The sequence below is a fragment of the Arthrobacter sp. ok362 genome, from assembly GCF_900102785.1.
In the GTDB taxonomy this organism is placed as follows: Bacteria; Actinomycetota; Actinomycetes; order Actinomycetales; family Micrococcaceae; genus Arthrobacter.
Window position 1 is genome coordinate 158551 of the sequence record NZ_FNGC01000009.1, and the last position, 13275, is coordinate 171825.

The following is a 13275-nucleotide window of genomic DNA, read 5'->3' on the forward strand; positions in this document are numbered from 1 at the left end:
TGCGCGTCCGGGGCCACGCCGCCATCACTGGCGCCGTCGACAAGCAATCTAAGCATACTTAGCACTCGATGATGGACGGCCGCATCCACGCAGGCGGCTGGCTCTGGCGCTCGCGCCCTAGCAGACAATCTCTTGCCCTTAGCGGACGATCGCGAGGGCGAAGCCGTCCCAGCCTTTCGAACCCACGGTCTGCATCACGGTGCCGTCCAGCCGCGGGTCATCGCCCAGCATCTGGAGCGTGCTGATGATTCCGGGGGCATTCACCGGGTCCATCGATGCGTCCAGCACCGCGCCTTCCCACACGACGTTGTCCACCACGATGGTGGTCCCGGGCCGGCCAAGTCGGATGGCCCAGTCCAGGTAGTGGGCGTCGTTTTCCTTGTCGGCATCAATGAACACGAAGTCGAAGGGCGGCCCCGCCTCGCTTTCCAATTCCCGCAGGGTGTCCAGCGCCGCGCCGACCCGGATGTCCACCTTGTGGCCAACGCCGGCGTCGTCAACGTTCGCCCGCGCAACGCGGGCGTGCAGGGGGAGGTACTCGCAGGTGACGAGCCGGCCGTCATCGGGCAGCCCCTGAGCCATCCAGATGGTGCTGAAGCCGGCCAGCGTGCCGATCTCCAGGACGCGGCGGGCACCGGAGAGCTGGACCAGCAATTTCAGGAGTTTGCCGGCGTTGGGGGCCACTTCGATAGGCGGCATGCCTGCCTCAAGGGCGCTGGTCACGGCGCGCTTGAGCGAACTGTCCGGGCGGACCACTGCGTCGGAGAGGAAGTCCTCGACCGCGACCCAGCCGGGGGTGGACTGATGCTCGATCATTTCCCCAGTGTTCCAGCCGTCCGCGCCCGGCGGTAGCCTCCGGGTGCGGTTTCCGTCCGGATTTCGGCGTGCGCCCGGCCTTAGGTACCCGGCCGGATTGGAATTTGCGGCCCGGCACCGTCGGCGCCCTGCCCGTCGATGGCGTTTTCAAGCCGCTCCACCTTGCCGGTCAGCTCGCCGCTGTAACCCGGCCGGATGTCCGCCTTGAGGACCAGCGAAACGCGGGAACCGTAGGCGCCCACCGCGTCCGTGGCCCGTTTGACGACGTCCATGACCTCGTCCCACTCCCCCTCGATCTCGGTGAACATGGAACTGGTCCGGTTGGGTAGGCCCGACTCCCGGACGATCCGCACCGCGGCCGCGACGGCGTCGTGGACGGACGCGTGGCCGGGCGCCTGTCCGTTGGCGGGGTCACCGGAGGGTGCTACGGAGAATGCGACCAGCATGTGGTGGTTCCCTTCACTCAGTCAGGACAGCCCGGCGAAAATTCCAGGCCGTCCGGCCCTAGTATTTCACGCGATTCCGCCACGGCACCGTCCTGGCGTACCTTCGAAACCGTCACATAAATCACTACCCGCCGGTAACAGGTTCGTGCACCCCGTGCGTTGCTAACCTAGGCAAATGAACCGCGCAGTAGACCGCAGGCCGCTCCGCGCAGACGCTGCGCGGAACGTGGACAAAATCATCGCCGCGGCCCGGCAGTGCTTCCGCGAGCACGGCCCCGAAGTGCCTTTGCAGACCATTGCCGTCACCGCCGGGGTGGGTCCGGCCACCCTCTTCCGGAATTTCGCCGACAAGGAAGAACTCGTCCTCGCCGCCCTCAACCGGCAACTCCGGCTCCAGGTGGATCCGGCCATCGACGAGGCTCTGGCCGATCCGGACGCCGCTGCCGGACTCTTCCGGGTCATCGACGCCACGATGCGTGTTGCCAGCGAGGAAGCCAACCTCCTCGGCGCGGTCTCCGGCCGGCGCGGACTGCTGGCCGGGATCACCGGCGGCCTGGTTGAGTCCATCGCCGTCCTGCTGGGCCGCGGGCAGGGCCAGGGGACCCTGCGCAGCGACATTTCCATGACGGACATGATCCGGCTGCTGGCCATGCTGATCGGCGCCGTGGACACGATGGAGCCGGGCTCCGACGCGTGGCGGCGGCCCGTGGCGCTGGTCGAGGACGCCATCCGGACGGAGCGGCCGGTCCGGGCGTTGCCGCCGCAGGCGCCGCTGCCGGGAACCTCGTTCGACGCCGTTCTCGGCTAGCTTGCGTGCTCGGCTGACCTGCGTTCTCGGCTAGCCGGTGCGATCCAGGCCGCGCTAGTCCTCTGTGGGCTTATCTTTGGCTTCGAGAAGGTGTTGCTGCAGCTTCTCTTCGGCTTCCCGACGACGGCGGGACATTTCGCGCATTTCCCTGGTGGACTCAGCCCCTCCAGAAACAAACGGCTCGTGCGGCTTGGAGCGCTGCTCCTTGGGTGGCTCCGCGGCTCCCTGCTCCGCGGACTCCCGCTCGGCGGCTTCCTGCTCCGCAGCCGGCTGGTCGCCGTCCTGTTCGCTCATGTTCGAATGCTCCCACGCGGTCCCCGGGTCAAGTAGGGACTAAAGACCGTTCCCGCCACGCCCACACTCGGTTCGCGGAGCAGCGCAGGCAGGGGACCCACGGGCGGGTCAATCCCAGCCCAGCAGCCGGAGCCCGGCGGCCGCGGCCGCGCCGGCGATCACCACCACCAGGAACGGCGCCCGGAACCACAAGGCGATGCCTGCCGCCGCCAACGCGCCCAGCCGCGCGTCCAGGACGAGCGACTGACCGGAGGCAACGGCATTGACCACCGTCAGGGACGCCAGCAGCCCGATCGTCATGGTGCCGGCAATCCTGGACATTCGCGGGTCGCGGAGCAGGCTGGCCGGCACCAGGTAGCCGAGCAGCTTCCAGGCGTAGGCGAGCAGGCAGGAGAGCAGCAGCCACATCCAGAGGTTCATGCGTCGTCTCCAGTGCGGTCGCCGCGGTGGTCGCCAGCAGGGTCGTGGTGGTGGTGCACGTGGTTCTCCGCGTACGGATCGACGTCCGGCTCCAGGCCCTCGTCGCTGCGTCCGTGGCTGAACCAGCCGATTCCGGCGGCGACCAGGGCGGCGACGAGGATCGGAACTCCCGGGGGCACGAACGGCACGGCCAGCACGGTGGCCAGCGCACAGACAACCGCGATCGCCACAGGTTCCCTGCCTTTCAGGCGGGGCCAGAGCAGGCCCAGGAAGGCCGCCACGGCGGCGCCGTCGAGCCCCCACTGCTTGGGGTCCCCGAGCGCCGCTCCGGCCAGCGCCCCGACGGCAGTGAACAGGTTCCAGAGGACGAAGATGCCCAGGCCTGCGGTCCAGAAGCCGCGCTTCTGCTCGAGCGGGTCCGTTTGTCCGGTGCTCGTGGCGGTGGACTCGTCGATGGTGACGTGGGCAGCGGCAAATCTGCGCCACCCCCGAGGCTGCAACAGTGCGTTGATTTGCATGCCGTAGATTCCGTTGCGCATACCCAGCAGCGTCGCGGCGCCCATCGCGGCGACGCCGGAGCCGCCGCCGGCCACCACGCCGATGAAGGCGAACTGCGAGCCGCCGCTGAAGAGCAGAAGGCTCAGGGCCATGGTCTGCCAGAAATCCAAGCCCGAGGTGACGGACAGCGCGCCGAAGGAGACGCCGTAGAGGCCGGTGGCGATGCTGATCGACAAACCGATCCGCACTGCCGGCGACTGCAGGATTTTCACGGGCGCCAGTTCCGCCGCGTCAGAGTCCAGGCCCACGCGATGAGGGGCGCCTGGAGCGGGAGCCGCAAGGTATGCACCCGCCGCCGCATCGGCGTGCCCCGCGGCCCGTAGGCCTTGCGCAGGGCGTCTACATGGCCGGAAAGAAACGCGGTGAACAGTGCCGTGACGCAGCCGGCGGCGGCCCTCCGGGTGGCCGGGATCAGGAGCCCGACGGCGGCGGCGGATTCCAGCAGCCCGGTCGCTGCCACCCATTCCTCACGGGACAGGACGGCCAGCGGCCCGTTCGGCTGCTCGCCGGAGTCGTCCCGGCAGATGATGTCGGGAACCAACGGGTGGAAAAATTCGGGCTCGCGGAAGTGCTTGGCGGCGCTGGTGAGCAGCAGCGCGCTCATCGCTGCCGCGGACAGCTTCTGGAGGTCCCGGCCGGACCAGGGAAATGGCATGCAACCACTCAACCACAGCGGCCACGCCGGCCGTAATCCGTCAGGGAGCCCGGCGACCACAACCAATTCCGACGCGATCCGCCCACGATCCGCCGGGCGGCCGGGTGTTAGCGGAGGGGCCGACTGTCCGCCATCAGCTGGGACAGGACCTGGGCCGGCCAGTTTGTGGTGATCTCGTGGATTCCGAGTTCCCGGCACCGTTCGACGTCGTCCCTGGCGTCGACCGTCCACACCCGGAACCGGAGTCCCGAGGCGAGCCAGCGCTGAACGGTTGGGGCGTGCGCGCGGACGTAGCCGATGGCGGGACCGGCGATGCCCGCCTCACCCCTATCCAGGATCCGTTCGCCCTCTGCCTGGGCAGCCTTCATCACATTGGCCAGCGCCCCGCCGGTCAGGGCACCGAGGCGCAGTTCCTCTCGGATATCCGCCACATTGACGTCGTCCACGAGTTGGCAGACGGCCCCTGCCGGCGCGGACTCGAGAAGGTGCTTTACGGAGTCGGGGCTAAAGCTCATGAACGAAACCATGATGTTCTCCAGCACCGACGTCCCCGGATCCCAGCCCTTGTTCCTCAGGACGTCGAGGACCCGGTCCTCAAGGCCGAGCTGGTACGGGCTCGGGTGTTTGAACTCAATCGCCAGTCCGATCCCGCGGCCCGCCGCGCGCAGGATGTCGAGCAGTTCCGGCAGGGTCAGGAACTGCTCGGACTTGGCGCCGTAGGCTTCCGGGATCCGGGCTCCCTTCCAGGAGGAGAAGTCCAGCGGCCGGAGCTCTTCCAGGGTCCGGTCGGCCACCTGGCCGGTGCCGTCCGAGGTACGGTCCAGGGTGGCATCGTGCAAGAGCACCACGCGCTGGTCCCGGGTCAGCCGGACATCGCATTCCACACCGTCGGCGCCGTCGGCAATTGCCTGCAGGTACGCGGCCCGGGTGTGCTCGGCGAAGGCTCCGCTGGAGCCACGGTGGGCGTAGACCAAAGGACGGGCGGCGGCGGACTCCTCAGTCGTCATGGTGCCACGTTAGCGGACGGCCCGTTTCCTGGCAGGACTAGGCTGGGCTCATGCAGGTCAATACTGAGCCAACTTCCCTGACCGGTGCCGCGGGACGTCCGGGCGGCGTTCGGCCGGACGGTCCCCCCGGACAGCGTTCCGCTGCGTCCAGCGACGCCGAGAAGGCCGCGGCGCTGCGGCGGATGAAGCTCCTGGCACTCGCGCTCCTGATCGTCATGGCCGTGATCTTCGTCGTCGCGTTCGCCCTGCAGAAGCAGTATCCGGGGCTCGAATACGTCCGCGCGGCGGCCGAGGGCGGCATGGTGGGGGCCCTCGCGGACTGGTTCGCCGTTACGGCCCTGTTCAAGTACCCCATGGGAATCAAGATCCCGCATACGGCGATCATCCCGCGCCGCAAGGACCAGATCGGCGCCTCGCTGGGCGAATTCGTGGAGACCAATTTCCTCTCCGAACAGGTGGTCCAGGAAAAGCTGGCGTCCGCTGACATTGCGCGCAAGGCCGGCGCCTGGCTCTCCAGCCCCGGCGGCCCGGACCGCGTCGCCAAGGAGGGTGCCGCCGTCATCCGCGGCGCGTTCAAGGTCCTCAACGACGACGACGTCAAGGCCGTGATCGAGTCCATGGTCCGCAAGCACCTGCTCACCCCGCCGTGGGGGCCGCCGGTGGGCCGGCTCGCCGAGCGGATATTCGCCGACGGCCACCATCACACGCTCGTGGACCTGCTGGTGGACCGCACCGTGGACTGGGTGCGGGACAACCACGAGACCGTCAGCAGGCTGGTCTCGGACCGCTCGCCGCAGTGGGTGCCGACATTCGTGGACGGGCTGGTCGGGGACAAGGTCTACGTCGAGATCCTCAAGTTCACCCGCGCCGTCCAGAACGATCCGCAGCACCAGGTCCGCCAGTCCATCGACAAATACCTGACCGAACTGGCCCAGGACCTGCAGCATGACCCGGTCATGATCGCCCGTGCCGAGGGCATCAAGGCGCAAGTGCTCGGCGACCCCGAGGTCCGCGAGCTTGCCTCCCGCACCTGGGACACCATCAAGACGGCCCTGCTCACCGCCGTCGATGACCCGCACAGCGAACTGACCGTCAAATTCAAGGCGGCCGTGCATGACTTCGGCACCCGGCTGCTGGTCGATCCCGAGCTCGCCGGCAAGGTGAACGCCTGGATCGGCGACGCGGCGGGCTACCTGGTGAAGACCTACCGCTCGGACATCGCGGGGGTCATTACGGACACCGTGGCCCGCTGGGATGCCGAGGAAACGTCCCAGAAGATCGAGCTGCAAGTGGGCAGGGACCTGCAGTTCATCCGGCTCAACGGCACGGTGGTGGGCGCCCTGGCCGGGCTGGCCATCTTCACGGTGGCCAGCATGCTGTTCAGCTAGCCACCGGGTCCCGGCTCCGGTCAGGCAGCGGCGACCTTCGCCTTGGTCCGGCCCTGCATGGCGAAGATCGTGAAAGCCAGCGCCCCGAGCGCTGTCACCACGAGCAGCAGCAGCCCGATCGCGTAGCTGTGCGCTGCGGCGTCGTAGGTGGCACCCATGATCAGCGGCGGGAAGTAGCCACCCAGCCCTCCGGCCGCGCTGACCACCCCGCTGATGCTGCCCACTTTTCCCTGCGGCGCGAGTACGCCCACCCAGGCGAACACCCCGCCTGTGCCCAGGCCCAGCGCCGCCGCCATGGCGACGAACGTGATCCCGGCGGGCACGTCGCCGTCGGGCTGCAGGTTCACCACCCAGGCCAGCACCGCGACGCCGGCGAGCGCGACGATCACCACGGGCTTCGGACCGACCTTGTCCGCCAGCACCCCGCCCACGGGCCGCGCCAGCACGGCGGCGAGCGCAAACCCTGCGGTGCGGGCGCCGGCCGCGCTGGGATCGAAGCTGTAGACATCCCGAATAGGGCCTTAGGACAGGGGGCGCACGCCGGCCGGCGCCGGTTCGGGCTGCCCAGCCGCGGGTCAGGCGAAACTCTCCAGCTCCACGCCGGCGGCCTCCAGCCCGGCCCGCACGGCGGCGGCAACGCTGACGGAGCCGGGTGCGTCCCCGTGCAGGCAGAGCGACTGTGGCTCGATCCGGAGCACTGTGCCGTCCACCGCCTCGACTTCGCCCTTCGTGGCGAGCCTGACCGCCCGCTCGGTGACCTGTCTGGCGTCGAGCAGCACGGCCCCTTCCTCCGTGCGCGGCACGAGGGTGCCGTCAGGAAAGTACGCGCGGTCGGCGAAGGCTTCGGAGAAAACGGGGTGCCCGGCATCCCGGGCGATTTCCAGCAACGCTGAGCCCGGGAAGCCCAGGACGGGCAGCCCGGGATCGTAGGCCTGGATGGCGGCAATCACTGCGGAGGCCTGCTCGGCGTCGCGCACCGTGCGGTCGTAGAGCGCCCCGTGCAGCTTGACGTAGTCCACCGAGGCGCCCACGGCATGGGCGACGCCGTCGAGCGCTCCGAGCTGGTAGAGCACCGCGCCGAACAGGTCATCAAAGGTCATGTCCATCGAACGCAGGCCGAAGCCGGCCAGATCCGGGTAGCCAAGGTGGGCGCCGACGCTGACGTCGAGCTCGTAGGCCGCCCGGCAGGTGTCCAGCATCGTCACAGGGTCGCCGGCGTGCATTCCGCAGGCCACGCTGGCGCTCGTGACGAGCGGGAACATCGCGGCATCGTCACCCATGGTCCAGGTCCCGAAGGACTCTCCCAGGTCAGCGTTCAGATCCAAAACGTGCCGCCGTCCTTCGTTGAGCCCTTCGTTGAACCCTTCGGGGTGCCGCTGTCCGGTGGCGCGTCCAGGGAAGTGTCGTAGAGCGCGGCCGGCCCGGTGGTTTCCGCAAGGGCCTGCAGTTCTCCCGGAATCGTGTCCGGGATGGGCCCGAATGCTTCCTTGGCGTTCGCGACGACCGCATGGCCCATCACCCGGTTGCCCACTCCGCCTACGACGGCGCCGATGCCGAAGGGCAGGGCACGGCCCAGCCAGGCTGTGCCCTGGGTCTTGAGCAGGGAGCGCAGGAACATCGTCTGGATCTTCGCCCGCACGACACCGAAGCCGGCGAGGGGGACGCGGCGGGTGAAGGCCGTGGTCCAGGCCTGGGTGGGCCCCTTGCCCCGGCTCGCGGCTTGTCCGCTCAGCGAGCTCAGCAGCTGGGTGCCTTCCTCGCCCAGCATGATCGCCATGACCAGGGTGCTGGCTCTGTCCGGATCCACCATCCGGACGCCGTGCAGTTCGGCGAGCGCTGTGGAATACAGTGCGGTGGCTTCGAGGAACCCGACGGCCGCGGCGGCCGAGAGACCGAGTGCGGCGGCAGTTCCGACGCCCGGAATCACGGCTGCCCCGCCGACCAGCGCGCCGCCGCCGGTGACGGCCAGCAGGTAGTCGCGCTCCAGGATGGCGGCGAGCTGGGCCGCCGTGGCATGCGGGTGTTTGCGCTGGAGCCTGCGGATATTGGCCAGTACCAGCGGCCGCTGGACTTCAACCGCCCGCAGGAGCATCCTGTGGAGGCCGGGCCGGGGCTGGCCGGCGGCGTCGAACATCGCACTGTGGGCTGTTTGCTGGGCAACCTTGATTGCCGGGTTGCTGCGCTTGGCCATGATCGCCTCTCGTCGGAACCAGAAAAGTAAGTCCACTTAACATTAGGGCACGGCCCGGCAGGCCGGGTTACCGCTGGCCCACGGAGGGCTCCAGCCCGGCCGGCTGGCCGGCTACTAGACTGGGCCCATGCCCGCCCTGCGAGCCCTCAGCCCCTTCGCGCACCGGGAGTACCGCGTGCTGATCACGGCGCTGGCCATCTCCATCTTCGGTTCCGGGATGTGGGCCGTTGCGATGGTCTACGAGGTGATCTACCTGGGCGGCGGCCCGCTGGAGCTCTCGCTCGTGGCTGCGGCGGGCAGCGTTGGGCTCGTGGCCTTTCTGCTGGCCGGCGGCATCGCCGCGGACCGTGTCCCCCAGCGGCTGCTGATCATCGCGGTCGAGGGCGCCAACCTCGCCGTCATCGCCAGCATCAGCGCACTGGCCATGGCGGGCTGGCTGCAGCTCTGGCATCTGGCGCTGGGGGCCTTCGTGCTCGGCGTCGGGGCTGCGTTTTTCTTCCCCGCCTATTCCGCCATCCTGCCGCGGATCCTGCCGCCCGCGGACCTGCTGGCGGCCAACGGCCTGGAGGGGACCATGCGGCCAATCCTGCAGCAGGCAGCCGGGCCGGCCGTTGCCGGCGTCCTGGTGGCGGCCCTGTCCCCCTCGTACGCCGTCGCCGGCGTGGCGGTCTGCCACCTGCTGGCTTTCTCAATCCTGAGCTTCCTCCACCGCCAGCCCGCGGCAGGGGGGCCGGGCGCTGCGGGCAGCGAAGGCACGGTATCTGGCCATACGCGGGCCAAGCCGTCCTTGCGCCACGACCTCCGCGAGGGCGTCAGCTACACCGTCCGCACGCCCTGGCTGCTGTGGACCCTGCTCTGGGCCTGCATTTCAGTGCTGTTCCTGATCGGCCCCATCGAGGTTCTCGTGCCGTTCGTGGTCCGGGACCAGCTCGGTGGGGACGCGCGCATGTTCGGCTTCCTGCTCGCCATCATGGGCGTCGGCGGCGCCGGAGCCTCGCTGGCCACGGCTTCCTTTCCCCTTCCGCGCCGCTACCTCACCGTGATGATGGTGTCCTGGGGAGCGGGAAGCCTGCCGATCGCCGCCGTCGGAATCATGGACAGTTTCTGGGCCCTGGCAGCAGCCCTGTTCGTCTTCGGCGCCACCGGCAGCGTGGGCATGGTGATCTGGGGAACCTTGCTCCAGCGCCGGGTGCCGCCGCATCTGCTGGGCCGCGTCTCGAGCCTGGATTTCTTCGTGTCGCTGGCCCTCATGCCGGTCTCCATGGCACTGGCCGGGCCGGCCGCGGAGGTGTTGCCGCTGTGGCTGATCTTCCTCGTCGCGGGGACCGTGTGCCCGGTGGTGGCCGTCGTCGCGATGGCGGTGGCGCGGATGCCGGCCGATGAGCTGGCCCATCCGCTCGCCGGCGGTGCGGAAGAGGCCGGCGAAGCTGAAGAGGCCCGCCCCGCACCGCCCGGGTAACCGGGGCTCAGACCGCGGCGCGCACCACCGGGATCGACGCCGTCGGAAGGCCGCTGGGGAAGACGGTGGGCTCCGGGGCCGTGACGGGCGCCAGCGGGACCCGGACCGGGTCGCCGTCGACGGTGAGCAGTTCCCCGCGCACGTCGATCTCCAGCGGCGCACCTTCACGGACAGTCAGGCTGATCGATTCCTGTTCCAGCACGATGTGCAGGAGCCTGCCCTGGATCTTGAGGTGGAACTCGAGTCCGTCCCATTCGGCCGGCAGCCGCGGGTCGAAGTACGGCACCGCGCCCTGGTCCCGCAGCCCGGCGAAGCCGCTGACCAGCGAGCTCCACACCCCGCCGGTGGAGGCGATGTGGACGCCGTCGATCGTGTTGCCGTGAGTGTCGTCGAGGTCGATGAACAGGGCGTGGGTGAAGTGGTCCAGCGCAGCCTGGCCGTAGCCGACCTCGGCCGCCATGATGCCCTGGACGCAGGCGGACAGTGTGGAGTCGCCGGTGGTGATGGGGTCGTAGAAGTCGAACGCGCGGCGCTTTTCCTCCGCGGTGAAGTCCTGCCACTGCAGGAACATGGCCAGCACGGTGTCGGCCTGCTTCAGGACCTGGTGACGGTAGATCACCAGCGGGTGGAAGTGCAGCAGGAGCGGGTACTTGGACCGGGGCGTGGTCCAGTCCCACGGTTCCAGGGTCATGAAGTCGTTGTCCTGGGAGTGGACCTGGAGGTCCTCGTCATAGGGCATGTGCATGCGGTTGGCGGCCTGCTCCCAGAGCTGGCGTTCGGCGTCGCCGATCTCCGCGTGGTCCAGCGCCGCCGCGGCGCGCAGGTTGAAGCGCGCCATGACGTTTGTGTACAGGTTGTCGTTCACGACGGCGGTGTACTCGTCCGGGCCGGTGACGCCGTGGATGTGGAAGAGCCCGTCCTTGCCGAAGAAACCCAGGGAGACCCACATCCGGGCGGTCTCGATCAGCAGCTCGGAGCCCAGGGTGTCCTGGAAGTCAGTGTCCCCGCTGGCCCAGATGTACCGGTTGGTCGCGAAGGCGATCGCGGCGGCGATGTGGAACTGCGCGGTGCCGGCCGCGTAGTAGGCGCTGGCCTCGAGTCCGTTGATGGTGCGCCAGGGGAAGAGGGCGCCGTCCACGCTGAGTTCCTTGGCGCGGATCTTCGCCTCGGGCAGGAGGTCGTGGCGAAATTCCAGGACCTGGCGGGCGTTGCCCGGGTTCGTGTAGGTCAGGTAGGGCAGCAGGTACACTTCCTGGTCCCAGAAGTAGTGGCCGTCGTAGCCGGAGCCGGACACGCCCTTGGCCGGGATGCCGGCCACATCGGCGCAGGCGGTGGCCTGCGCGAGCTGGAAGAGGTTCCAGCGGACGCCCTGCTGGAGCTCGGTCTGGCCCGCCACCACGATGTCGCTCGTGCTCCAGTAGCCGCGGTAGTAGTCCTCGCTCTGGGTGAAGATCTCACTGACCGGCTTGAGGCTGGCTTCGGCGCTGTCCGCGAGGTCCTCGGCGGCCTGGCCCACGGCGTAGCTGACGCTCTTCTCCAGCACGAACGGTACGTCCGCGCTGACGGCGAGCACGTAGCGGACGCTGCTGTCGTCCTGGTCCACCTGGGTGTCGAACGGCTGCACCCCGGCCGAGGTCCAGTGATCCACGGCCATCCCGAGCCGCTGCTTGGATTCCGAGGCTTCCCAGGACAGGCGCAGGGAGCCGTCCCCGCCGTCGAGCCGCAAGGGCAGCAGCACGCGCCCGGCGTGGCGGCCGGAGCGGCGCGGATCGTGGGCGGAGTGGTCCTCCACCGGCTGGTCCTGGCGGTTGATGACCGAGGACGTGACGTCCGCGGAGATATCCCGGTCAGCCGCCACTTCGAGGCTGATGCCCAGCGCGCCGCGGGATTCGTAGCCGACGGCGCGACGTTCGGTGGTGGTCACGGTCGCGCCGGAGCGGCACTGCCAGGTGATCCTGCACTCGTAGATACCGGTGGCGAAATCCACCGAGCGGCGGTAGTCCAGCACCGTGGACTCGTCCAGGCTCAACGGCTCGCCGTCGATGATGACGGTGAAGTTGTTGGCGTCCGGGACGTAGAGGATCCGCTGCCCGGTACGGGCGAAGCCGTAGGCGTTTTCCGCGTGCTTGATGTCCCAGGTCTCGTGGAAGCCGTTAATGAAGCTGCCGGGAAGTTCGGCGTCAGCGGCGCCCCAGTGCGCGCCGCGGATGCCCAGGTGCCCGTTGCCGAGGCTGAACAGGGTCTCCAAGGTGCCGGCATTGCCGGGGAGGTGGACGGTCTCGACCAGCTGCCAGGGATCGTTGGGGAACCGGGCGCGGTCCGAGGTGATGAGAGCCATGGTTTAGGGGGTTCCTTCGGCGGGAGTGGGCATTGAGCTCGGCGGTGGGAGCCGGCAGCGGGAGGGGCTGAGGGTTGAGGTGGCGGAAGCGGGCGCCGGGCTAGAGCAGTTCGGCGAGGTCGTTGACCACTACCGTGGCCCCGGCGTCGAGCAGGGTCTGCCGGCCGGCTCCGCGGTCGACGCCGATCACCGAACGGAAGTCTCCCGCGCTGCCGGCCTGGACGCCGGAGACGGCGTCCTCGACCACAACGCAGGCCTGGCTGGGCAGATCCAGGAGCCGGGCGGCGTATTCGTAGGTGGCCGGGCTGGGCTTGCCGGGCAGCCCCTCGGCGACGGCGACGACACCGTCGACCACCACGGGGAAGTAATCGGAGAGCCCGGCAGCCTTGAGCACGGCCGGGGCGTTGCGGGAGGAGGAGACGACGGCGAGCTTGAGTCCGCGGGCCAGCGCGGCGTCGACAAGCCGGACGGAGCCCTCGTAGGGCAGGACTCCGCCGGACTCGACGATGTCGTTGAAGACCTTGTTCTTGCGGTTGCCCAGCCCGTGAACGGTGTCATGCGCCGGCTCGTCGTCCGCCGGGCCCTCGGGCAGCACAATGCCGCGGGAGGCCAGGAAGTCCCGGACGCCGTCGAAGCGCGGCTTGCCGTCGATGTGGTCGAAGTAGTCGCTCTCACGGTACGGCGCGGCATCGGGGACCGAGGCCAGGAAGCCGTCGAAGAGCTGCTTCCAGGCTTGCTCGTGCACCACCGCGGTGGGCGTCAGGACGCCGTCGAGGTCAAAAAGGATGGCGGATGCGCCGGAGAGTGCACCGGCGAGGCCGGAGGTGTCGGGAACTACAGTCATGAGTCAGGGTCCTTTCAGACAACGGGCAGGCAAGACGGTTTGATCAAAGCG

At 69.1% G+C, this 13275-nt stretch carries 14 protein-coding genes and 1 pseudogene; 3 read left to right on the forward strand and 12 right to left on the reverse strand.

Going from position 1 to position 13275, the window contains the following annotated elements; genetic code table 11:
• Positions 1-138: 138 nt before the first annotated feature.
• Both BLQ10_RS13335 and BLQ10_RS13340 read right to left on the reverse strand, forming a co-directional pair.
• Positions 139-816 carry an O-methyltransferase gene (locus tag BLQ10_RS13335; protein WP_091562811.1) on the reverse strand — a complete coding sequence of 226 codons (678 nt, stop codon included), beginning with the start codon at positions 814-816 and terminating at the stop codon, positions 139-141.
• 80 nt (positions 817-896) lie between these two features.
• Complete coding sequence (locus BLQ10_RS13340; RefSeq protein WP_091562814.1) at positions 897-1262, reverse strand: thiamine-binding protein; 366 nt, start codon at positions 1260-1262, stop codon at positions 897-899.
• A 175-nt stretch (positions 1263-1437) separates the two neighbouring features.
• Here BLQ10_RS13340 and BLQ10_RS13345 point away from each other — a divergent pair, with 175 nt between their 5' ends.
• The gene (locus BLQ10_RS13345) at positions 1438-2070 is read left to right on the forward strand and encodes a TetR/AcrR family transcriptional regulator (protein WP_091562815.1); all 633 of its coding nucleotides are present in this window, start codon (positions 1438-1440) and stop codon (positions 2068-2070) included.
• Between the two features lie 54 nt (positions 2071-2124).
• Here BLQ10_RS13345 and BLQ10_RS13350 read toward each other — a convergent pair whose 3' ends face one another.
• The 5 genes from BLQ10_RS13350 to BLQ10_RS13370 all read right to left on the reverse strand — a co-directional run bounded on the left by BLQ10_RS13350 (position 2125) and on the right by BLQ10_RS13370 (position 5004).
• Positions 2125-2364: a hypothetical protein gene (locus BLQ10_RS13350; RefSeq protein WP_091562816.1), complete on the reverse strand. Its 240-nt coding sequence runs from the start codon at positions 2362-2364 to the stop codon at positions 2125-2127.
• A gap of 108 nt (positions 2365-2472) precedes the next feature.
• Positions 2473-2784 carry an AzlD domain-containing protein gene (locus tag BLQ10_RS13355; RefSeq protein ID WP_091562819.1) on the reverse strand — a complete coding sequence of 104 codons (312 nt, stop codon included), beginning with the start codon at positions 2782-2784 and terminating at the stop codon, positions 2473-2475.
• Positions 2781-3554: an AzlC family ABC transporter permease gene (locus BLQ10_RS13360; protein ID WP_091562992.1), complete on the reverse strand. Its 774-nt coding sequence runs from the start codon at positions 3552-3554 to the stop codon at positions 2781-2783. The genes BLQ10_RS13355 and BLQ10_RS13360 overlap by 4 nt, the downstream gene beginning before the upstream one ends.
• Complete coding sequence (locus BLQ10_RS13365; protein WP_091562822.1) at positions 3551-3997, reverse strand: DoxX family protein; 447 nt, start codon at positions 3995-3997, stop codon at positions 3551-3553. The genes BLQ10_RS13360 and BLQ10_RS13365 overlap by 4 nt, the downstream gene beginning before the upstream one ends.
• A 107-nt stretch (positions 3998-4104) precedes the next feature.
• On the reverse strand, positions 4105-5004 hold the full coding sequence (locus BLQ10_RS13370) for a glycerophosphodiester phosphodiesterase (RefSeq protein ID WP_091562823.1): 900 nt from the start codon (positions 5002-5004) through the stop codon (positions 4105-4107).
• A 182-nt stretch (positions 5005-5186) separates the two neighbouring features.
• Between BLQ10_RS13370 and BLQ10_RS13375 the strand changes: the two genes are divergently transcribed.
• On the forward strand, positions 5187-6392 hold the full coding sequence (locus tag BLQ10_RS13375) for a DUF445 domain-containing protein (protein ID WP_254785559.1): 1206 nt from the start codon (positions 5187-5189) through the stop codon (positions 6390-6392).
• 20 nt (positions 6393-6412) lie between these two features.
• On the opposite strand, the pseudogene BLQ10_RS13380 reads toward BLQ10_RS13375, so the two are convergent.
• The 3 genes and pseudogenes from BLQ10_RS13380 to BLQ10_RS13390 form a co-directional block, all read right to left on the reverse strand.
• Positions 6413-6907 (reverse strand): annotated as a pseudogene (locus BLQ10_RS13380) (MFS transporter); the annotation flags it as partial.
• Positions 6908-6967: 60 nt separating this feature from the next.
• Positions 6968-7717, reverse strand: a complete 750-nt coding sequence (locus BLQ10_RS13385; protein WP_091562827.1) for a LamB/YcsF family protein — start codon at positions 7715-7717, stop codon at positions 6968-6970.
• Entirely contained in the window at positions 7708-8583 is an 876-nt protein-coding gene (locus BLQ10_RS13390) for a hypothetical protein (RefSeq protein WP_091562830.1), read from the reverse strand. Before BLQ10_RS13390 ends, BLQ10_RS13385 begins: the two co-directional genes overlap by 10 nt.
• Positions 8584-8710: 127 nt before the next feature.
• Between BLQ10_RS13390 and BLQ10_RS13395 the strand changes: the two genes are divergently transcribed.
• Positions 8711-10042, forward strand: coding sequence for an MFS transporter (locus tag BLQ10_RS13395; RefSeq protein ID WP_091562834.1), 1332 nt, complete (start codon positions 8711-8713; stop codon positions 10040-10042).
• Between the two features lie 7 nt (positions 10043-10049).
• On the opposite strand, the gene BLQ10_RS13400 is transcribed toward BLQ10_RS13395, so the two are convergent.
• Both BLQ10_RS13400 and BLQ10_RS13405 read right to left on the reverse strand, forming a co-directional pair.
• Positions 10050-12380: a glycoside hydrolase family 65 protein gene (locus BLQ10_RS13400; RefSeq protein ID WP_091562837.1), complete on the reverse strand. Its 2331-nt coding sequence runs from the start codon at positions 12378-12380 to the stop codon at positions 10050-10052.
• A 100-nt stretch (positions 12381-12480) separates the two neighbouring features.
• On the reverse strand, positions 12481-13224 hold the full coding sequence (locus BLQ10_RS13405; protein WP_091562838.1) for an HAD family hydrolase: 744 nt from the start codon (positions 13222-13224) through the stop codon (positions 12481-12483).
• Between the last annotated feature and the right edge of the window lie 51 nt (positions 13225-13275).